Origin of the sequence: Limisphaera sp. VF-2 (genome assembly GCF_049537125.1) — a bacterium.
GTDB lineage: Bacteria > Verrucomicrobiota > Verrucomicrobiia > Limisphaerales > Limisphaeraceae > Limisphaera.
On the sequence record NZ_JBMVQY010000001.1, the window covers coordinates 339,925 to 360,320 of the forward strand.

Consider the following 20,396-nt stretch of genomic DNA (forward strand, 5'->3'; position numbering starts at 1 on the left):
GGGGCAGCCCATCGGAGTCACGTCGTAGCCAGTACCATCCTCCCGGGGTTGAAAACCGATGTCTTTGTGGCCCAACCGCCGTCAGCCCAAGCGTCAGCGCAGTCCCGGGCAGACAACCGGGGCAATTTGCCCCCACGACCGTGCCGGTACGAGGGCAATGCCGCCAGGTTCTACACAGAACCAGCGGATTCCCTCCGGTAGATCCGCTTGCGGCCGGTGTTTGAGGGAGACCAGCACCACACCGTCCGGATGCGCGGCGATCCACTCTTCCACTTCTTCGGTCCCCAGTACGGGCAGCGGTCGCTCGAGACGTCCCAGGAAATGGAGTTGTCCCTGATAATGCCCCATCCACGCGACGGGCCGGTCTTGCTGTTCCAGCAGGCGCACCTCCTGTGCCAGCGCATCGAGCTGAACATGCGCCTTCAAGGACGGCCCGGCCCCGAGGGTCCATATCCACATCGCCACCCCTGCTGTGCATGCCCAGGTCTCGATCCGAAAACTTCGATGCCGCCGTGAAATCATGGTCATCACTGTCCCCAGAGCCGCAGGTAGCACCACAGACCAGGCCGGGAGTCCGGACACCCATTGGAGCCAGATCGTCGGAACCGGTCCCCACCGCCCCACCAGCCACGCAACCAGGGGAAAGGTGAACAGACCGGCCCACGCCCATCGCCAGATCCGGGACCACCCCGACTCACAGGCGTGTGCGTGACGCGCCAGGGCGAGCGCCAGGGCGGGAAACAGAGGGAGCAGGTAGTGCACCTGTTTGCCGCTGATGGCACTCAGCATCACAAATGCCGGCAAGGTTGCCGCGGCCAGGAAGCGCAAGCCCGGATCGGAAGCAGCTGTGCGGAGCCATGGAGCATTGCAAAACAACAGCAGACGGAGACCCCAGGGCATCGTGATCAGCGGTAGCAAGGGCAAGTACCACCAAAAGGGTCGGCGGTGGGCGTAACTGTGGACCACCCGGTGGGCCGTTTGATGGAAGCCGACGGCCAGGCCGTAGTGCCATCCGGCCCGCCGCACCGCCAGCATGAGCCAGATCAACACCGGCAGCAGGCCGACCCCGGTGGCAGTGAGCCATCGACGATGCCAGTCGGCGTGAGACGCGCGAGGATGCCACAGTCGGACCAAGGCCGCCGGCGGCAGGAGAAACAGCAGGACCACCGGTCCCTTGGTCAGCACTCCCCCTGCGACTGCAAGCGCCCACCACCACCACCGCGCCTGTCCCCGGGGCGGATGGACCAACGCGTTCCAGCCCAAGAGCACAAAGACCGTCAAGACCAGATCGAACATGACCAGTCCGCTCCAGAGAAACCACAACCCGCTGGTGACCAGAATCCAGACCGCAGCGTGGACCGGTGCCTCTCGGGGCCAGAGCACGCGTGCCAGGCGCGCCGTCAACAGCACGGCGCCGGTCGCGGCCAAAACGGGAAGCATCCGGGGCCATAGGTCGCCCACACCCCCCACGGCCCAGCCCAAGTGGATCAGCCAGAACAAGAGCGGGGGCTTGTCCGTGTAGATCGCTCCGTTGAGGTGCGGGACCCACACCTCTCCCCGCAACCACATCTCCCAGGCCACGGAAAGGTACCGGGTTTCGTCCACGGGCAGCAAAGGCCAGCCGAGGGCGCGGGCCCATCCGGAGAGCCACGTGAGAGCGAGTGCCCCTGTCAGCCAAAGCACGGGCTTCATTCCGCTTGCGCTGGGGCGTCCTGTTGCGTCGGGGGCCGGGCCCGTTTCGATGCTGCTGGAGATGGGCTGCTTCATTGGAATCGGGTTCGCCGCGACACCAGGTCCGCGGCGCGGGTGGGCAAACGTAAAGCGCCTGCGGGAGGGTGTCCAGCAGGCGCTTCGAATCCGGAACCGTTGTTGTGCCGGGGCGGAGGGGTGCGCCCCCAACGGGGTGTCCCAACGACGCGGGCTCAGGCACCCTTGGGCAGGGCACTGGTCCCGGCGTACACTGCGTTCGGTCCCAGCAGTTCCTCGATGCGCAGGAGCTGATTGTACTTCGCCAGCCGATCGGAGCGGCTCAACGAGCCGGTCTTGATCTGGCCGCAGTTGGTGGCCACGGCGATGTCGGCGATGGTGGCATCCTCGGTCTCTCCGGACCGGTGACTCATCACGGCGGTGTAGCCGTGGGTCTTGGCCAGCTCCACGCAGTCCAGCGTCTCGGTCAGCGACCCGATCTGGTTGACCTTGACCAGGATCGAGTTGGCCACCCCGGTTTCAATGCCCTTGCGAAGGAACTTCACGTTGGTGACAAACACATCGTCGCCGACCAGCTGCACCCGGCTGCCGAGGCGCGCCGTCAGTTTCTTCCAAGTGTCCCAATCGCTCTCGCTGCAACCGTCCTCGATGCTGACGATGGGATATTTTGCGACCAGCTTCTCGTAGAGGTCGACCAGGTCGTCGCCGGTCACGGTTTCCTTCGTGCTCTTTTTGAAGGTGTACTTGCCCTTCCCGTCGTAGAACTCCGAGGCCGCCACATCCAGCGCCAGGTAAATGTCCTTGCCCGGTTTGTAACCGGCCAGCTTGATGGCCTGGATCATGGCCTCGAGCGCGTCCTCCACGCTGTCGAGTTTGGGAGCGAAGCCCCCCTCGTCCCCCACGGCCGTGCTCAGGCCCCGTTGTTTGAGGACTCCTTTGAGCGCATGGAAGGTTTCGGTAATGGCCCGGAGCCCCTCGCTAAAGGTCGGCCGTCCGAGCGGCATGATCATGAACTCCTGGAAATCGATCGGGGCATCGGAGTGGGCACCGCCGTTGATGACGTTGGCCATGGGCACGGGCAGGATTTTGGCGTTGGGACCTCCCAGATAGCGGAACAGCGGCTGATCCAGGGCCGCGGCGGCGGCCTTGGCCGTGGCCAACGAAACGGCCAGGATGGCGTTGGCGCCCAGCTTGGACTTGGTTTCCGTGCCGTCCAGTTCCAGCATGATCCGGTCCACCGTCAACTGGTCCAGTGCATCGACCCCGAGGAGTTCGGGCGCGATTTTTTTGTTTACGTTCTCGACCGCCTTGCGCACGCCCCGGCCCAAGTACCGCTTTTTGTCGCCGTCGCGCAGTTCGAGGGCCTCGTGTTCGCCGGTGCTGGCGCCCGAGGGCACCGCGGCCCGGCCCACAACGCCGCACGTCAGGGTCACGTCCACTTCCACCGTGGGATTGCCACGCGAGTCCAGAATCTCCCGCGCCCGTATGTTCTCGATGTTGGTCATAATCATCCTTTGGTTTTCGAACGAAATTGCAAAACGTGGCGCATGATAAGCAGGCCGGACATCCGGTCAAGGAAAGGCCGGAGTCCCCGACGATTGCCGGCGCGTTGCCCCGGCGCCAACGGGTGGTGCCGCCCGGTGCATGCCGATTCCACTCGCAGGATGGACGGGGGCGGGCCGGGCTGCAGGTGCGCCCGGGCGCAACGAATCGGGTGTCGATCCCCAAGAAACCGCGCGTCCGAAGCATCCGGCTGCCGGGCCAGGCTCCGGTCCGGCAGGGGGTTGACGTGGTTGGTTGGAAATTGTCGCCGGGGAGCGACGGGAGGGCTGCCGCGCAAGCCGATTGCCGTACATGCAGGAACCGCTGGCCGGACCTCAGCCGCACTGGGCGCGGTGCCGCAGGGCATGGTCCGCCAACACCAGCGCCGTCATGGCCTCGACAATCGGCACGGCCCGCGGCAACACGCACGGATCGTGTCGACCCCGACCGTGCAGAGTGGTCTCCTGCAGGTCCACGTCCACCGTGTCCTGTTCCTGCATGATGGTGGCCACCGGTTTGAAGGCCACGCGGAATCGAATGGGCATCCCGTTGGAAATGCCGCCCTGGACCCCGCCCGAGTGATTCGTGGTGGTCACCACGCGGCCGTTGCGGACGCGGAAGGGATCATTGTGCTCGCGGCCGGTCATCTCCGCGCAGGCGAAGCCCGAGCCGATTTCAAATCCCTTGGAGGCCGGCAGACTGAGCATGGCCTTGGCCAGGTCCGCTTCGAGTCGGTCGAAAACGGGTTCGCCCCACCCGGGAGGCACACCGCGCACATAGCACTCGACGATGCCCCCGACCGTATCGCCGGCGCGGCGCGCTTCTTCGATCAACTGAATCATGTGCCGCGCGGCCTCGGGATCGGGGCAACGCACCGGCGTGGCGTCCACTGCCTCGCGCGTGACATGCTCCGGGTCCACGCGACTGGTAATCCGGTGGACCCGGGCGACCCAGGCCACGATTTCCACCCCGTAGGTCCAGCGCAGCCATTTTCGTGCGATGGCCCCGGCCGCCACCCGGCCCACCGTTTCCCGGGCACTGCTGCGGCCGCCGCCCTGCCAGTTCCGAATGCCGTATTTGGCCTGGTACGTGAAATCGGCGTGGGAGGGGCGGAACTTGCGCGCCATCTCCGCGTAGGCTTCGGGTCGGGCATCTTCGTTGCGCACCCACAGGCAAATGGGCGTGCCCAGTGTCAGTCCCTCGAACGTGCCGCTCAGGATCTCCACGCGGTCCAACTCCTTGCGTGGCGACACGAGATTCGACTGGCCCGGACGGCGCCGGTCCAGCTCCGGCTGGATGTCCGCCTCGGTCAACGGCAACCGCGGCGGGCATCCGTCCACGACGGCGCCCACGCCGCCTCCGTGGGATTCGCCCCAGGTGGTGACGCGGAACAGGTGGCCAAACGTGTTGCCCATGTCAAACCCAGCATGCGCAAACCTTCCTGCACGGTCAAACCCGCCAACGGCGGGATCCGTACTGGGCCGGATGGGTCCGGCCAGGGGCCACGTCCCCCGCCGCGGCGACCGTGTTGGAGCGTTGTGCCCGGGCAGGCTCCGTGCCGCGGTGCCGTTCCCATGCGCACGGCGAGGCAGGAGGCGGCCCGACGATTCGGGATAATTCGGAGCCCGTTACGGTTCACCTACGACCATAAGAACGACTGAAGACCTGTGGGCACCACGGGGCGGAGGCCGCCTGGTCGGCCCTCCAGGGGGGCAAGCATGCCCACGGGCCGCAGCCGAACCCGGGTGCAGCCCTCGGCAGGTGTGACGGGAAGAGGGTCGCATGGGGGGCGCGCAAAAAACTGCACCGAAGTCGAAGAAAAGACTTGAGAAAATCTGTTGCCTGCTCCAGCTTCGCAGCCGCTTTGCCGCTTGGCGCGTCCACATCGGGTTCGCCGGCGGATTGTCCATTCGGTTGTTACACCGGGGATTGACACGGAATGTTGCGGAAAGGGTTCACACCAGCGTTGGCTCTTTGCGTCTGGCTGTTGCCTTGGTGGGCGACAGCGGCCGGAGCCGGAAGTCACCACGGCACGGGGGCTGCGCCGCCGGTGAGTCCGGACGCACCGGTTTTGTTCCACGTCGGCCCGCTGCCGGTAACCAATTCGATGGTGTACACCTGGATCATCGCCCTGGTGATTTTTTTGGTGGTGCGCCTGGGCACCCGCCGGATGCAGGAAGTACCCTCGGGCATTCAGAACGTCATCGAGACCGCGGTCGAGAGTCTGGAAGAACTGACCAAGGGGCTTCTGGAACCGAAAGTGGCTCGCTGGACCTTCCCCTTGGTGGCGACGTTTTTCCTCTTCATCGTGGTCTCGAACCTGATGGGCCTGTTGCCGGGCGTGGGTAGTATTGGTTGGGGACCTGCCGGCGGGGGGCCATTGGGGGTGGAGCACGTGGATCGTCCCCTGCTGCGGCCGCCGACGGCGGATGCGAACATGACGGTGGCCATGGCGGCGGTGTTCTTCATCATGAGCACCTGGTGGGCCATCCGCTACAACGGCCCGGTTGGTCTGCTGAAACACATCTTCGGCGTCAAGGGCGGGATGACCGGGTGGATTGTCATTCCTTTGTCGTTGATCTTTCTGTTCATTGGACTGATCGAGGTCATTTCGATCTGCATTCGTCCCGTGGCGCTGGCCATGCGGTTGTACGGGAACATCTACGGCGGGGAAAGCGTGCTGACGATCATGCTCACCCATTCGCCCCTGGGCCTGGGGGCGCTGCCGTTCTATTTCCTGGAACTGCTGGTCGCCGTGGTTCAGGCCCTCGTGTTTACCCTCTTGTCCATCGCATTCATCGGGACGCTGTGTTCGCACGTGGAAGAGGAGGGACACGCGCACGGGGCGGAACATTGAGGGAACGGCTTTGGGCAGACGGGACCGTGCAACGCGCGGACGGCTGCCGGGAAACACAGGACCATCAACCACGAAACAGGAGAACGAGAACACCTATGATGCTCGCAGAATTGTCCGGAAATCTGCCCATCGGCCTGGTGGGCATGGGAGCGGCCCTGGGCGTTGGCATCGCCGCCGCCAAGGCGTCGGAAGCCATCGGTCGGAACCCGGGGGCCTTTGGCAAGGTCTTTACCACGGCGTTGATCGGCATGGCGCTGGCGGAAGGTCTGGCGATTCTGATCTATTTCGTCGTGCCCCGGTAATGGCTGAGTTATGGGCGAAACGCTTCAGACGCTGGGCATTCAGTGGCCCAAGTTGATCGCGCAGACGATCAACTTTGCCATCGTCCTGTTCGTCCTCTGGAAATGGGCCTACCAGCCCGTCCTGCGGATGCTGGAACTGCGCCGGGAGAAGATCGCGGAGAGCATGGCCCAGGCGGAGCGAATCCGCGCCGAACTGGAGGCCACGGAGCGACAGCGTCAGGAGATCCTGCAGCGGGCCCATGCCCAGGCGCAGCAGCTCATCGAGGAGGCCCGGCAGGCGGCGGCCCGGCTCCACGCCCAGGAAACCCAGCGGGCGGTGGCCACGGCGGAGCAGATTTTGGCCAAGGCGCGCGAAGCGGCGGCGCTGGACCGCGCCCGGATGTTGGCCGAGCTCAAGCGAGAGGTGGGGCGGCTGGTGGTGCAAACCACCGCCGCCGTCACGGGCAAGGTCCTGACGCCGGAAGACCAGCGGCGCATTCTGGAGGAGGCGACCCGGCAGGTGGCGGCCTGAGCAGCCGGGCAGCCACCGCGCGTTTTCGATCCCATGGTGAGCACCCGTCAAATTCGACGCGACGCCAAACGACTCTACCGAGCCTGCCTGGTGCAGGGGCGGCTGGACGAGCAGAGGGTTCGACAGGTGCTGGACCTGGTGCTGGCGGAGCGCCCGCGGGGCTACCTGCGCCTGCTGGCGTATTTTCACCGTTTGGTCAAACTGGAGCTCCAGCGTCGCACGGCGCGCGTCGAGAGCGCCGTGCCGCTGGATCCGGAGCTGCAATCCCGTTTGCAGGAGCGGGTTCACCAACGGTACGGCCCGGGCCTGCTGTGGGAGTACCAGGTTGCCCCCGAACTGATCGCCGGCCTGCGGCTGCGCGTGGGCAGCGACGTCTATGACGCCAGTGTTCAGGGCCGGCTCCGGGAGCTGGCTGAGAGTTTCGACTGAATGGGCCTTGGATGAGTCCCGGGACCCGGCCCGGGAACCGGCCCCTTGACCCGGGGGCCATGGAAACGACAGAAACAACCGTATGAGCCAATTGTTACAAGAGATCGAAGCCCGCATTGCCGGCGCCAAAACCACGGCCCGGCGCCAGAACGTCGGCATCGTTCGCGAAGTCGGCGACGGCGTCGTCCGCATCGAGGGACTCGACGACGCCATGCTCAACGAGATGCTGGACTTCGGCAACGGCATCATGGGCATTGCCCTGAACCTCGAGGAAACCGAGGTGGGCGCGATCCTGCTGGGCGATTTCACCAGCGTGCGGGAAGGACACGAGGTTCGCACCACCGGCAAGGTCCTGCAGGTGCCGGTGGGCAAGGGACTTTTGGGCCGCGTGGTGGACGTTCTGGGTCGTCCCCTGGACGGCAAAGGTCCCATTCAGCCGACCACGTATTATCCGGTGGAGAAAATCGCGCCCGGCATCATCAAACGCCGCTCGGTGAACCAGCCGGTGCAGACTGGCATCATGGCGATCGACGCCATGATCCCCATCGGCCGGGGGCAACGCGAGCTCATCATCGGCGACCGGTCCACCGGCAAAACCACCATTGCCATCGATACCATCATCAACAATGCCCGGCTCAACCGCGCCGCGGAACAGGCCGGGGACACCTCCTACCGCCCCCTCTACAGCATTTACGTCGCCATCGGGCAAAAACAGTCCAACATTGCCCGGATCATCAGCGTGCTGGAGGAGCACGGGGCCATGCCCTACACCATCGTCGTGGTGGCCTCCGCTTCCGATGCCGCCACCAATCAATACCTGGCTCCCTTCGCCGGGTGTGCCATGGGCGAGTGGTTCATGGACAACGGCATGGACGCCCTGATTGTGTACGATGACCTCTCCAAGCACGCCGTCGCCTACCGCCAGGTCTCCCTGGTCCTGAAACGGCCGTCGGGTCGAGAGGCGTATCCCGGCGACATTTTCTACCTGCACAGCCGCCTCTTGGAGCGCGCCGCCCGCCTGAACGAAAACTACGGCAACGGGTCGCTGACCGCCCTGCCGATCATTGAAACCCAGCTGGGCGACGTGTCCGCCTACATTCCCACCAACGTCATTTCGATCACGGACGGCCAGATCTATCTGGAGACCGACCTCTTCTACCAGGGCGTTCGCCCCGCCATCTCGGTCGGTCTGTCGGTGTCGCGCGTCGGTTCCTCGGCGCAGATCAAGGCCATGAAACAGGTGGCCGCCCGGATCAAGGGCGAGCTGGCGCAGTTCCGTGAACTGGCCGCCTTCGCGCAGTTCGGGTCCGACCTCGATGCGGCCACGCAGGCCAAGATCGAGCGGGGCAAGCGGATCGTCGAGGTCTTCAAGCAGGAGCAGTACAATCCCATCCCGGTCGAGATCCAGGTGGCCGTTCTGTGGACGGTCCAGAACGGCTTCATGGACGACGTGCCCGTGGAGCGCATCAAGGAATTCCAGGCCAGGCTGGTGGACTACCTGACCACTCGGAAGGCCGAACTATTGGGCCGGATTCTCCGCGAGAAGGCTCTCAGTGACGCCTCGGTGGCCGACCTCAAGGCCGCCGTCACCGAGTTCAAACAAACGTGGCATTGATCCCCTGCTCGATTTGCCGCCATGGCTGGTCTCCGTGACATCCGCCGCCGCATCCGCTCCATCAAGAGCACGGCCCAAATTACCAAGGCCATGCAGATGGTGGCCGCGGCCAAAATGCGCAAGGCCCAACAGGCCGCACTGGCGGGGCGCCCCTACGCCCGGGCCATGAACCGCATGTTGGCCGAGCTCCTGCCCACGGTCACCGATTTCACCCACCCATTGATGGAGGAACGCCCCGGGGGCCGGCGATGCGTGCTGTTGGTCAGCACGGACAAGGGGCTCTGCGGCGCGCTCAACAGCACGCTCTTCCGCGAGGCCATCAAGTTCGATCCCCGGGAAACCGTGTTTGTCGCGGCCGGCCGCAAGGCGGCCCAATTCCTGGCCCGCGCCCGCCGCACGCTGCTGGCGGAGTTCTCCTACAAGGACCACCCCCAGTTCGCCGAGGCGCGCGCCATCTCCCGCTTCCTCCAGGAAGGTTTCCTCAAAGGCGAGTTCCACCGCGTGGACGTCCTGTTCATGAACTTTGTCTCCACGCTGATCCAGCGGCCGGAGGTGCTGCCGCTGCTGCCCCTGCGGGAGATTCGCGGGGTCAGCTCCGAGCCCGAGGGAGCCGAACTGGGAACAGAGCTGCTCAAGGGAGCCACGGAATTCCTCTTCGAGCCCGGTCCGGAACGGGTCCTCGGCGCCCTGTTACCGCACTACATCAACTTTCGCATTTACCAGGTGCTGCTCGAGGCGAAAGCCAGCGAGCACAGCGCACGCATGGTGGCCATGAAGAACGCCACCGAAAACGCCAACCAACTGGTCAAAGACCTCACCCTGCAGTACAACAAGTTGCGCCAGGCGGGCATTACCAAGGAGCTCCTGGAAATCGCCACCGCCCAAATGGCCATGTCTTGATCCCACTTCCCCATGAACAAAGGCAGAATCGTCCAAGTCATCGGTCCGGTCGTGGACGTCGAATTCCCGGGGCAGGTCCCGGCCATATACAATGCCCTGACCGTCGAATACGACGTGCCGGGCGAGGGCCGCGTCAAACGCGTGCTCGAAGTGCAGCAACACCTCGGGGACAACTGGGTTCGCACCGTCTGCATGGGTTCCACCGACGGGATGAAGCGGGGCTATGAAGTCATCGACACCGGCGGGCCCATCACCGTGCCGGTGGGGGAGGCCGTCCTGGGACGCGTCCTCAACGTCACCGGGGACCCGGTGGACGAACGCGGCCCCATCCAGGCCGAAAAGCGCTATCCCATTCACCGTCCTCCGCCCAGCCTGACGGAGCAGTCCACTTCGCCCCAGGTCCTCGTAACCGGCATCAAGGTCATCGACCTGATCTGTCCCTTCCTCAAGGGCGGCAAGGTCGGGGCCTTCGGCGGCGCCGGAGTGGGCAAGACCGTGGTGATCATGGAGCTCATCAACAACATCGCCAAACTCCACGGCGGTGTGTCGGTCTTCGCGGGCGTCGGCGAGCGCACGCGCGAAGGCAACGACCTCTACAACGAAATGATCGAGGCCGGCGTCATCAACCTCAAGGACCTGAGCAAGTCCAAGATCGCCCTGGTCTATGGACAAATGAACGAGCCGCCCGGCGCCCGTCTCCGCGTCGCTCTGTCCGGCCTGGCCATCACGGAGTATTTCCGCGACGAACGCAACCAGGACGTGCTGCTCTTCATCGACAACATCTTCCGGTTTTCGCAGGCCGGTTCCGAGGTGTCCGCGCTCCTGGGCCGCACCCCCAGCGCCGTCGGCTACCAACCCACCCTCGCCGCCGAAATGGGGAACCTCCAGGAGCGGATTACCTCCACCAAGAAGGGTTCCATCACCTCCTTCCAGGCCATTTACGTCCCCGCCGACGACATCACCGATCCGGCTCCGGCCACCACCTTTACCCACCTGGACGCCACCATCGTGCTGGACCGCGGTCTCACCGAGCTGGGGATCTACCCGGCGGTGGACCCGCTGGCCTCCACGTCCCGTGCGCTCACCCCGGAAATCGTCGGACGCGAACACTACGAAGTGGCCCGCGGGGTCCAACGTGTCCTCCAACGCTACAAGGACCTCCAGGACATCATCGCCATTCTCGGGATGGACGAGCTGTCGCCCGAAGACAAGTTGACCGTCTTCCGCGCGCGAAAAATCCAGCGCTTCCTCAGCCAGCCGTTCTCGGTGGCCGAAGTCTTCACCGGACGTCCCGGCAAACAGGTGCCCGTGGAGGAAACCGTGCGCGGGTTCAAGGAGATCCTCGAGGGCAAATACGACGACGTCCCCGAGGCCAACTTCTACATGAAGGGCGGCATCGACGAAGTGCTGCAGGAGTCCTAAGCTCACCGCCGTGCCATGGCCAACACCCTGCGTCTCACCATCGTCACTCCTGAAGCCGAGGTTTTCTCCGGCGAGGTGGACATGGTCACTCTCCCGGGCGTGGACGGAGAATTGGGGGTGTTTCCCATGCACACCCCGCTCATGACTCAGATCGAGCCCGGCGAACTGGTCCTGCGCCGTGGCACCGAGGAAACCCACATGGCCGTGGGCGAGGGCTTCGCCGAAATCACCGGCGATCACGTGACCATCATCACGGACATGGCCATCGAGGCCGACAGCATCGACGAGGCGGCCGTGGAGGAGGCCCGACGCCGCGCAGAAGCGCGCCTGGCCGAGAAACTCAGTGCCGAGGATGCCGCCCTGGTCCAGGCCACCCTCGCCCGTGCCACCGCGCAGCTCAAGGTCAAGCGAGCGCGCAAGCGATAGAACCCACGCCGGGCCCTGCGCTCGGGTGTTGTCCCATTCGGCGGGTCAGGTGCTCAGCCCCGCCCCTCGACGCTCATGGTGATCCGGTCTCGTGTCCATCCCGTACGACCCGCTCAGGGCAGCCGCCCGACGTGGCCCTGCCCGGCCTGCCTGGCTTGAACAGGTGCTCGGACCATTCCACGGCTCGAAAGAGCTCGGCCTGCCAGGCTCGCCAGGCGGTTTTTGCCACTGCTCTCGTGCCTCGTCACCCGGGTCCCGCAAAGTTCGAAGCAGGCCCGTCAAGGCCATGCGGATCCTGAGAAGTTTTGGAAGGATCCTTTCGCCCAAACCACAGGTGTGCACAACAGCTGCCTGTGCACTCGCGTGTTGCGAGTTCGCCCCTTTTCAATTTCCCGTGACGCCCGCCCTGCAGGTAAGGGGTGCCCTGCCCTCGACAGCCGGTGCATCTCAGGTTGTTGGACGCCCCCGAAACCTCGCCGGCATCTCGGCCGCCGTCGCCGCGGGCAAGCCGGAGTAACCCGGTATTTCATCGAGACTCTCCAATCCGGCACGCAAAAACGGAAACACCTCCCTCGACGGCGTCCCGCGGCTCGCTCCGTCGACACACCGCCCGAGGGATTATTGCGTGGGAAATCGCCGATCTACGCGCCGCACCGGCGGGTCCACATAAGCACGCCCTTGCCGGTAAAGCGCGGCCAGTCGCCGATTCAACTCTGCAAACATGCCGTCCCCGCGCCGTTGCGCCAGTTCGGCTGCACGCTCTGCTTCCGCCGCGGCCTGGTCGAACCGGCCCGCCGCCGCCAGGGCTGCCGCCAGTGTGCCGTGCATTCGGGGATTGTCCGGATCCAGCTCACAAGCCCGCGTGGCCAGCTCCACTGCGCGGGCCGGATCTCTGAGCCGCGCGTCGTGAGCCGTCGCCAGCAACCAGGCCAGGTTGTTCATCACGTCGGCATCCCCGGGATGCGTTGCGAGGGCAGCAGACAACTCCGCGACGGCGCCTGCCAGGTCGTCGGCCCTGCGCAAGACGGCAGCCAAATCCAGCCGAATGGCCACATCGTCCTGCATCCCGAGGGCTTCACGAAGCACCCGAGCGGCTTCCTCAAGTCGCCCGAGTTGCTCGAGCGCTTCCGCCCATCCCCGCCGCGCAGCCACGTTGCGTGGCTGCAGCGCGACCGCCCTGCCGTAGTGCTCCGCTGCCTCGCCCCATTGCCCCAAAGCCGCCAGCGCCCGACCCAGGTTTTGCTGGGCGGCCGCGTTGTGCGGATAAATCTCCAGGGCACGCCGAAAATGTTCCGCGGCTCGTCCCAGATCTCCCCGTTCCGCGAAAAAGGTCCCCAAGTTGTTGTGGGCCACCCAGGCCCGCGGGTTGCAACGCAACGTGGCCTGCCACAACGTAAAGTCGTCCACGAACAACTGAACCCGCCGGTGACTCAGCCCGGCCAGCAACACCAGTCCCAGGCCCAGCCCCACCATCCCGACCCGCCGGATCCGTTTGCCCGAGAACTCCGAGGCCCAGCGCGCGCCCGAGGACAACACACCGGACACCCCAGCAGCCACGACCGCCAGGCTGAAGTACGCGAAGTGGTCGGACACCGGCGCCATGGCAAAAAAATAAATCGGGAAAAAGCCAAGGAAGGGGAACACGCTCGCCGTATAAGCCCCGAGCCATGCCAGCAATCCCCGCCACCCGCGCCATGCCGCCGCCAGCGCCCCCGCCGCCAGCGCGACAAGCCCGGCCAACTGCCACGCCACGATCCCGCCCGAGACCCCCCTCTCCCATTGGGGATAAATCAGGCAGAGCTCGGCCGGCCACAGCGCTTGCACTGCGTAAAACCACCAGGTCCGGGCTACCCGAAGCCCCAGCGGCATTCCGTCGGCTTCCGGCAACACGGCCCCGGCCAAAACCTGGTGGGTGTGGAGCCACACGGTCCGCAATCCCATGGCCAATGCCAGGGCAAACAGCGGCAACAATCCCGCCATGGCCCACTTCGGACACCGCCCCGTTCTCCAGTACACCCAGGCCAGGAGCGCCACGGGCAAGCCCACGACCGACGTCTTGGCCAGAAGCGCCAGGGCAAAAGCCGTCCAGGCCGTGGCCAGGCTGGATGCCTGTTTGAACCTGCTCTGCCTTTCCGGCACCGTGGCCCCCTCTGGGAGCCATCGCCGGCTGAATGCGATCCACCCAAGCGCGCTTCCCAGGGCCAGGGTGAGCGACAGGGTGTTTTTCACTTCCGAGATCCACGCCGCCGAGGCCACCGCCACCGGATGCCACGCAAACCAGATCGCCGCTGCCGTGGCCGCCGGGAGGCCCATCCTCGAAAGGACGTGGCGCACCAGCACCGCGGCCAGGGCATGCAGCAGGACGTTGAACCAGTGAAAGGCCAACGCAGATTTCCCCCACAATGCGTGGAGCCCGGCCAGCACCGCCAGGCTCAGCGGAAAATCCTCCCGCGTCCAAACCGTGCGCAGGGTGGCCTCCCCTGTGACCAGAGAGTTGCGATCGAGCAACACCGTGTCGTCCCAGACAAAGTCGCCCCGGGCCAGCACGGGTGCGTAGAGGAGCAAGGTCGTGCCGATCAGGCACAGGTCGATCCTTGAGTCACGGGAGCCCCGAGCCCGCAGCCACGCCCGGCATCGAGCGAAAACATCGGCCAACGGTCGCAGTGCTGCAGGTTCTGCAGATCCCGTCTGCCCGCTCATGGGCCCAGAGTGGTGTGGATCCGGCGGCCTTGACAAGGGACTCCTGACCGGGACTGCTGCCGTGGCGCGCCTTTTCTCCGCATCGACCTGCGACCCATGGACGCGCGCGGCTCCTCCCTCCCGGTCGCGAAAGGATGGCAGGGCGGCGGTTCCCATGCAGCTGCCCTTGATGGGTACGGGAAGGTCCGGCCGGCGCGCGGACCAGGGAAGGACGCGTCCATGCTGGGGACGGAGATTGCTCGCCGGGGTCGGCAAGGAGGCCGGTCTCCCTGGCAGCCCAGAGCGACCGAAAATTCGAGGTTTCTTCAGCGGCTCAAGGCCATGAATGGTTGATCAGTGCGGGCAACATCGGGGCTCCCAAAGGCCCGGACATCGAACCGCGCCCGACCGTCCTCTGTTCTCTTCCGAGGTGCGAAACGCCGCTGCGGATGCGCTTGTCACGAATGTTCAACGGCGATTCGACTTGCCATCTGCGCCGTTTCCTCTAAACGGGGAGCAGCCGTGTGGAAGGGCGGGGTTTGGGTCTCATGGAGCCACACCGTCTTTTGATCGTTGAGGACGAAGCGCCGGTGGCGCAAATGATCGTGGCGGCCGTCCGACGCCTCGGTTACCACGTGGTCGGGGTGACCGACTCCGCACAGCAGGGGTTTGCCCTGGCCGCCTCGGCCCGCCCCCACCTGGCCGTGCTCGATATCGAATTGCACGGGCGCACCGAAGGTTTTGAACTGGCCCAACGGCTCCGGCAGGAACTCGACATCCCGAGCATTTTCCTGACGGGGCGCAGTGACGAGGCCACGTTGCAGCAGGTCCGCCAATCCGGCTCGTTCGGTTACCTCCTGAAGCCGTTTCGCCCCCAGGAATTGAAAGCGTGCCTCGAGCTGGCTCTCCAACGGCACGCCCGGGAATCGCACCTGGCCCGGTTGGAACGGGCGTTTTCCGCCGCCATTCGCTGCGCTGCCGACGGGGTCATCCTGACCGACCCCGAACAGCGGATCACGTACTTGAATCCTGCCGCCGAGCGCCTTACCGGCTGGTCCTGGGAAGAGGCCATTGGTCAGCCCCTGGCCAGGGTGTTTCAACAAAAAGACGCCGCACCCGAATCCGACACCGCCTTCCTCCGTGCCCGGGAGATGACCTCGGACCGGCCCGCGGTCCCTCCGCCCACGGAAGCGCTCCTCCTGACGGCCCGGAATGAAACCATTCCTGTCGAGGTCACCCGGGCTCCGCTCCGCGACGAGGTGCACGGATTGCTGGGAACGGTCCTCGTCTTCCGCGACGTCACCGAACGCAAACGCTATCAAGCCGCGCTGCAAGAGTCCCGACAGCAACTTCGCGCCCTGGCGCGAAATCTGGAGACCACCCGGGAGGACGAACGCGGACGAATTGCCCGCGAGATTCACGACGAGCTGGGACAGATGCTCACCAAGCTCAAGATGGATCTTGCCTGGCTCGAGCGCCGGCTGGCCCCGACTGCCGACGCCGGTCTGGAGGGCCGGCTGCGCGGCATGACGCAGTTGCTCGATGAAACCGTTCAGACGGTGCGCCGCATCGCCAATGAATTGCGTCCCGGCATGCTCGACACGCTCGGCCTGGCGGCGGCGCTCGAATGGGAAGCGCAACAGTTCCACAGCCGCACAGGGATCGCCTGTCGGTTCGAAGCCGCCCCCGGTGTGACCGCGCCCCCCGATCGCCTCGCCGCAATCGCGCTTTACCGGATCGTGCAGGAGGCCCTCACCAACGTGGCCCGACACGCGCATGCCACCCAGGTCCACATCCGGCTCGAGTCCTCCGGAACCACCTTGCAGCTCACAATCCAGGACAACGGACAGGGCGCTACGCCCGCTCAGTTGCGTCGCCCCGGCTGTCTCGGCCTGCTCGGCATGCACGAACGGGCCCACAGCCTCGGCGGCGAATGCCGCATCGAAAGCCAGCCCGGTCGCGGCACCCGCATTCGGGTCACGATTCCCCTGGCTCCCTGCACGCCGCCACCCCGCCCATGATCGAGGTTTTCATCGCTGATGATCATGCCCTGGTCCGCCGCGGTCTCCGAGAGATCCTGGCCGAAACCCCCGACATTGTCGTAACGGGCGAGGCGGCCACCAGCGAGGAAACGCTCGCTCAAATCCGTCAGCGGCCCTGGGATGTACTGATCCTCGACCTGAGTCTGCCGGGGCGCAGTGGCCTGGACGTCCTCAAAGAAGTCCGCCAGCTCTGGCCGCGCATGCCGGTGCTCATCTTGAGCATGCACGCCGAGGAGCAGTTTGCGTTGCGTCTCCTCCGGGCCGGGGCCAATGGTTACCTCAACAAAGAAAGTGCCCCGGCCGAACTGGTCCGGGCCATCCACACGGTGCACGCCGGGGACACGTACCTGAGCCCGACCCTCCTGCAACAACTGCGCGATCACGCCGCCGGACAACGCACCGCCGCGCCCCATGAGTCGCTTTCCGATCGTGAATTCGAAGTCCTCTGCCGGACTGCAGCCGGGGAAACGGTGGCCGACATGGCCCGGCACATGGGGGTCCAACCCAAAACCATCCTTACCTATCGCACCCGCCTCCTCCGCAAACTGGGCCTCAAAACCGCCCGCGATCTGGCCGCCTACGCCCGCCAGGCAAGGCTCTGGCCCTGATGCCACCCCGCGGGGCGCACCCTTCGGCCCTGGACGGCTTCGAAGTCAACGTCCATGGCAGTGTTTGTATTTGCGGCCGCTGCCGCAGGGACAGGGGTCGTTCCGGCCCACCTTCGGCCCCACGCGGACGGGCTGGGCCTTCTCTGCCGCCGCCACTTTCTCGGCCACTGCCGCCGCCTCTCGCACCACTTCGCTGGCCTTGGAACTGGTGGCCGGCGCCGCGGCCGGGGCGGGTTGCCCGAACGCGCTGGTGCTCTGATGCAACAGTTGCTTGGGAATGCTCTGGAGGAAATTCTCGAAGGCCAACAGACTGGTGGCGCTGCGGAAGATGTTGTGGCAGATCTCCGACTTGATGTTGGTCATGAGATCCTGGAACAGCTTGTACGCCTCGGCCTTGTACTCGATCAGGGGATCCCGCTGACCGTAGCCCCGCAGCCCGATGCTGTACCGCAGGCTGTCCATCTCGTAGAGATGTTCCTGCCACAACCGGTCCACCGCACTCAGGATGGTGTAGCGCTCCAGCACCTTCAGCTGTTCGGGATCCTCGAAGCTGGTTTTCAGCTCGTAGGCCCGCCGCACCCCCTGCACGATGAACCGGGCCACCGCGTACTGCGCCGGGCTCAGACCATCATAGATCGAATCCGAAGGAGGCCGCTCGTGGGCCTGCTGGGCCACGTTCAAGATCTCCTGCTCCGGCAGGCCCAGCGGGAAGGTGAGGTTGACCCAGTCGGCCAGCCCGCGCACGTTCCAGCCGCTGAAGTCCGCCTCGTCGTTGGTAAACTGCTGGACCTTTTGAACGACGACCTCCTCCATGATCTCCAGCAACCGGTCCCGGACGCTGTCGGCATGCAGCACTTCGTTGCGGAAGCCGTAGATGACCTCCCGCTGTTTGTTCATCACGTCGTCGTACTCGAGGGTCCGCTTGCGGATCTGGAAGTTGTGCTGTTCCACCCTCTTTTGCGCCTGCTCGATCGACCGGTTCAACAGCGGGTGCTGCAACTCCTGGCCCTCTTCCAGGCCCATGCGTTCCATGTACTTGACGATGCGGTCCGATCCGAACAGCCGCATCAGATCGTCCTCCAGCGAGATGAAGAAATGCGAGCTGCCGGGGTCGCCCTGCCGGGCGCAACGTCCGCGCAGCTGCCGGTCGATGCGCCGGGCCTCGTGCCGCTCGGTGCCGATCACATGGAGTCCGCCCAGCTCGGCCACGCCGGGGCCCAGTTTGATGTCGGTGCCGCGGCCGGCCATGTTGGTGGCAATGGTGATGGCACCCCGCTGACCGGCCCGCGCGATGATTTCCGCCTCCTGCTGATGATACTTGGCGTTCAGCACCGAGTGCACCAGGCGCTCCTTTTGCAGCATGCGACTGAGCATCTCGCTCACTTCGACGGAGATCGTACCCACGAGAATCGGTCGGCCCTGCGCGTGGATCTCCTTGATCTCCCGCAGGACCGCGGCGAATTTCTCGCGCTTGGTCTTGTACACCGAATCGTTGTAATCGATCCGGCGCACCGGCTTGTTCGTCGGCACCACCAGCACGCCCAGCTTGTAAATGTCCCAGAACTCCTGCGCCTCCGTCTCCGCCGTGCCCGTCATGCCCGCCAGCTTCTGGTACATGCGGAAGTAGTTCTGGATCGTGATGGTGGCCAGGGTCTGGGTTTCCCGCTCGATGGTCACCCCCTCCTTGGCTTCCACCGCCTGGTGCAGGCCATCGCTCCACCGCCGGCCCGGCATCAACCGGCCGGTGTGCTCATCGACGATGATCACCTTGTTGTCCTGCACCACGTATTCCACGTCCCGCTCATACAGACAGTAGGCCTTCAGCAACTGGGAGATGGCGTGAATCGTTTGGGCCTTGGTCTCGAACTGCTGCTGCAGGCGGGTCTTGGCTTCCAGCCGGCCCCGGGCATCCAGTTTCGGATCGCTGTCGATCTCGTGCAGGGCCACCGTGATGTCCGGCAACACAAACGCGTCCGGATCGTGCGGGCTGAGGAACTGCCGCCCCTTCTCCGTCAGGTCCGCCTCGTGGGTCTTTTCGTCGATGGCGAAGTAGAGTTCCTCCTTTTGCCGGAACAGTTCCACCTTGCGCTGATCCTTGTGCAGCTCCAGTTCCGCCCGGTGCATCAGCTTCAGGTTCTCCGGATCCTCCAACAACCGGAGCAGGCCCTCGGACTTGGGCTGACCCATCTTGACCCGGTAGAGCAACAGCCCGATCTCCATCTCCAGTTCCTCGGCATTTTCCGGGCGTCGGCCGTCCGGGGGATGCAACTGCCGGATCAACGCGCGCGCCTGCTCCAGGAACTGGTCGCACAACCGCTGCTGCGCCCGCACCAGGGCCTCGACCGCGGGCTTCCACCGGGGATACTGATCGTCGAAGGTTCGGACCGCCGGTCCGCTGATGATCAACGGCGTGCGCGCCTCGTCGATGAGGATCGAGTCCACCTCGTCGATGATCGCATAGTAGTGACCGCGCTGAACCTGATCCTCCTTGCGCAGGGCCATGCCGTTGTCCCGGAGGTAATCGAAGCCGAACTCGGCATTGGTCCCGTAGGTGATGTCACAGTTGTACTGCTCCCGTCGCACGGACGGCGGCTGGTCGTGGACAATGCAGCCCACCGTCAACCCCAGGAACCGGTAGATGGCCCCCATCCACTCGCTGTCTCGCTGGGCCAGGTAGTCGTTGACGGTCACGATGTGGACGCCGCGGCCGGTGAGGGCATTCAGATAGGCCGGCATGGTGGCCACCAGGGTCTTGCCCTCGCCCGTGGCCATCTCCGCGATCTTGCCCTGATGCAACGCAATCGCCCCGATCAACTGCACGTCAAACGGGATCATGTCCCAGACGATGGTGTGACCCCGCACCACCACCTCGGCCCGCCGTTCCGTCAGGCGGCGGCACACGTTCTTGACCACGGCGTAGGCCTCCGGCAGCAGGGCGTCCAGCGCGGCCGCAAGCTCGGCGTTGTCCCGGATCGCCGACAGCCGCGCCTTCCATTCCGCCGTCTTGCGGCGGAGGTCATCGTCCGACAACGCGCTCAGCCCCGCCTCGATCTCGTTGATCTTCGCCACCAGCGGGCGGAGTCGCCGGATCTCCCGGTCGTTCTTGGACCCAATGAGTTTTTTGACTATAAAGCCGATCATGCTTGTTCCCGCGAATAAATCAGGCAGTGCCAACGCTACGAGAAGCCCGGCACACCGTCAAATGCGAAGCCACCCCGGCAATCCTGCGCCCTTCGGGTCGGCCGGCCTCCCTCCTGCACTCTCGCCGGTCCGCCGGGCGTCGGTCGTCGGGAATCCGCGGCGGTCCCCTGAATGGCCCCGGCCTCTTCCACGCCCGGTCCTCCACCCCTCGCACC

The 20,396-nt window shown here is 65.2% G+C and carries 15 protein-coding genes; 10 read left to right on the forward strand and 5 right to left on the reverse strand.

Annotated features, from left to right (window positions below):
- Positions 1 to 93: 93 nt before the first annotated feature.
- The 3 genes from ACPDIT_RS01140 to aroC form a co-directional block, all read right to left on the reverse strand.
- Positions 94 to 1,683, reverse strand: coding sequence for an ArnT family glycosyltransferase (locus ACPDIT_RS01140; protein ID WP_423440802.1), 1,590 nt, complete (start codon positions 1,681 to 1,683; stop codon positions 94 to 96).
- 239 nt (positions 1,684 to 1,922) lie between these two features.
- Positions 1,923 to 3,212: a phosphopyruvate hydratase gene (gene eno / locus ACPDIT_RS01145; protein ID WP_423440803.1), complete on the reverse strand. Its 1,290-nt coding sequence runs from the start codon at positions 3,210 to 3,212 to the stop codon at positions 1,923 to 1,925.
- A 372-nt stretch (positions 3,213 to 3,584) separates the two neighbouring features.
- Positions 3,585 to 4,664 carry a chorismate synthase gene (gene aroC, locus ACPDIT_RS01150; protein ID WP_423440804.1) on the reverse strand — a complete coding sequence of 360 codons (1,080 nt, stop codon included), beginning with the start codon at positions 4,662 to 4,664 and terminating at the stop codon, positions 3,585 to 3,587.
- Positions 4,665 to 5,188: 524 nt separating this feature from the next.
- On the opposite strand from aroC, the gene atpB reads away from it, so the two are divergent.
- The 8 genes from atpB (at position 5,189) to ACPDIT_RS01190 (ending at position 11,711) form a co-directional block, all read left to right on the forward strand.
- A complete protein-coding gene (gene atpB / locus ACPDIT_RS01155) occupies positions 5,189 to 6,106 on the forward strand; it encodes a F0F1 ATP synthase subunit A (RefSeq protein WP_423440806.1) in 918 nt (305 codons plus the stop codon).
- 95 nt (positions 6,107 to 6,201) lie between these two features.
- A complete protein-coding gene (locus tag ACPDIT_RS01160) occupies positions 6,202 to 6,408 on the forward strand; it encodes an ATP synthase F0 subunit C (protein ID WP_165105514.1) in 207 nt (68 codons plus the stop codon).
- A 10-nt stretch (positions 6,409 to 6,418) separates the two neighbouring features.
- A complete protein-coding gene (atpF, locus tag ACPDIT_RS01165; RefSeq protein WP_423440807.1) occupies positions 6,419 to 6,919 on the forward strand; it encodes a F0F1 ATP synthase subunit B in 501 nt (166 codons plus the stop codon).
- Between the two features lie 33 nt (positions 6,920 to 6,952).
- Positions 6,953 to 7,348 (forward strand): F0F1 ATP synthase subunit delta, encoded by a 396-nt coding sequence (locus tag ACPDIT_RS01170; protein WP_423440808.1) that lies wholly within the window; start codon positions 6,953 to 6,955, stop codon positions 7,346 to 7,348.
- 82 nt (positions 7,349 to 7,430) lie between these two features.
- Complete coding sequence (gene atpA / locus ACPDIT_RS01175) at positions 7,431 to 8,963, forward strand: F0F1 ATP synthase subunit alpha (protein WP_423440810.1); 1,533 nt, start codon at positions 7,431 to 7,433, stop codon at positions 8,961 to 8,963.
- A gap of 21 nt (positions 8,964 to 8,984) precedes the next feature.
- Positions 8,985 to 9,863 carry an ATP synthase F1 subunit gamma gene (gene atpG / locus ACPDIT_RS01180; protein ID WP_423440812.1) on the forward strand — a complete coding sequence of 293 codons (879 nt, stop codon included), beginning with the start codon at positions 8,985 to 8,987 and terminating at the stop codon, positions 9,861 to 9,863.
- A 12-nt stretch (positions 9,864 to 9,875) separates the two neighbouring features.
- The gene (gene atpD / locus ACPDIT_RS01185) at positions 9,876 to 11,285 is read left to right on the forward strand and encodes a F0F1 ATP synthase subunit beta (protein ID WP_423440814.1); all 1,410 of its coding nucleotides are present in this window, start codon (positions 9,876 to 9,878) and stop codon (positions 11,283 to 11,285) included.
- 15 nt (positions 11,286 to 11,300) lie between these two features.
- The gene (locus ACPDIT_RS01190; RefSeq protein ID WP_423440816.1) at positions 11,301 to 11,711 is read left to right on the forward strand and encodes a F0F1 ATP synthase subunit epsilon; all 411 of its coding nucleotides are present in this window, start codon (positions 11,301 to 11,303) and stop codon (positions 11,709 to 11,711) included.
- Between the two features lie 618 nt (positions 11,712 to 12,329).
- Here ACPDIT_RS01190 and ACPDIT_RS01195 read toward each other — a convergent pair.
- Entirely contained in the window at positions 12,330 to 14,276 is a 1,947-nt protein-coding gene (locus ACPDIT_RS01195) for a tetratricopeptide repeat protein (protein WP_423440818.1), read from the reverse strand.
- 662 nt (positions 14,277 to 14,938) lie between these two features.
- On the opposite strand from ACPDIT_RS01195, the gene ACPDIT_RS01200 reads away from it, so the two are divergent.
- The gene (locus tag ACPDIT_RS01200) at positions 14,939 to 16,411 is read left to right on the forward strand and encodes a response regulator (protein WP_423440820.1); all 1,473 of its coding nucleotides are present in this window, start codon (positions 14,939 to 14,941) and stop codon (positions 16,409 to 16,411) included.
- The gene (locus ACPDIT_RS01205; protein ID WP_423440822.1) at positions 16,408 to 17,040 is read left to right on the forward strand and encodes a response regulator; all 633 of its coding nucleotides are present in this window, start codon (positions 16,408 to 16,410) and stop codon (positions 17,038 to 17,040) included. Before ACPDIT_RS01200 ends, ACPDIT_RS01205 begins: the two co-directional genes overlap by 4 nt.
- Before the next feature lie 45 nt (positions 17,041 to 17,085).
- Here ACPDIT_RS01205 and secA read toward each other — a convergent pair whose 3' ends face one another.
- Entirely contained in the window at positions 17,086 to 20,181 is a 3,096-nt protein-coding gene (secA, locus tag ACPDIT_RS01210; RefSeq protein WP_423440824.1) for a preprotein translocase subunit SecA, read from the reverse strand.
- Between the last annotated feature and the right edge of the window lie 215 nt (positions 20,182 to 20,396).

Excerpts from the sequence above, each read along its gene's own strand:
- atpF (WP_423440807.1), top strand. The coding sequence starts at position 6,419 with ATGGGCGAAACGCTTCAGACGCTGGGCATTCAGTGGCCCAAGTTGATC.
- atpD (WP_423440814.1), top strand. The coding sequence starts at position 9,876 with ATGAACAAAGGCAGAATCGTCCAAGTCATCGGTCCGGTCGTGGACGTC.
- aroC (WP_423440804.1), bottom strand. The coding sequence starts at position 4,664 with ATGGGCAACACGTTTGGCCACCTGTTCCGCGTCACCACCTGGGGCGAA.
- secA (WP_423440824.1), bottom strand. The coding sequence starts at position 20,181 with ATGATCGGCTTTATAGTCAAAAAACTCATTGGGTCCAAGAACGACCGG.
- atpG (WP_423440812.1), top strand. The coding sequence starts at position 8,985 with ATGGCTGGTCTCCGTGACATCCGCCGCCGCATCCGCTCCATCAAGAGC.
- eno (WP_423440803.1), bottom strand. The coding sequence starts at position 3,212 with ATGACCAACATCGAGAACATACGGGCGCGGGAGATTCTGGACTCGCGT.
- ACPDIT_RS01170 (WP_423440808.1), top strand. The coding sequence starts at position 6,953 with ATGGTGAGCACCCGTCAAATTCGACGCGACGCCAAACGACTCTACCGA.
- ACPDIT_RS01205 (WP_423440822.1), top strand. The coding sequence starts at position 16,408 with ATGATCGAGGTTTTCATCGCTGATGATCATGCCCTGGTCCGCCGCGGT.
- atpA (WP_423440810.1), top strand. The coding sequence starts at position 7,431 with ATGAGCCAATTGTTACAAGAGATCGAAGCCCGCATTGCCGGCGCCAAA.
- ACPDIT_RS01200 (WP_423440820.1), top strand. The coding sequence starts at position 14,939 with ATGGAGCCACACCGTCTTTTGATCGTTGAGGACGAAGCGCCGGTGGCG.
- ACPDIT_RS01190 (WP_423440816.1), top strand. The coding sequence starts at position 11,301 with ATGGCCAACACCCTGCGTCTCACCATCGTCACTCCTGAAGCCGAGGTT.
- atpB (WP_423440806.1), top strand. The coding sequence starts at position 5,189 with ATGTTGCGGAAAGGGTTCACACCAGCGTTGGCTCTTTGCGTCTGGCTG.
- ACPDIT_RS01160 (WP_165105514.1), top strand. The coding sequence starts at position 6,202 with ATGATGCTCGCAGAATTGTCCGGAAATCTGCCCATCGGCCTGGTGGGC.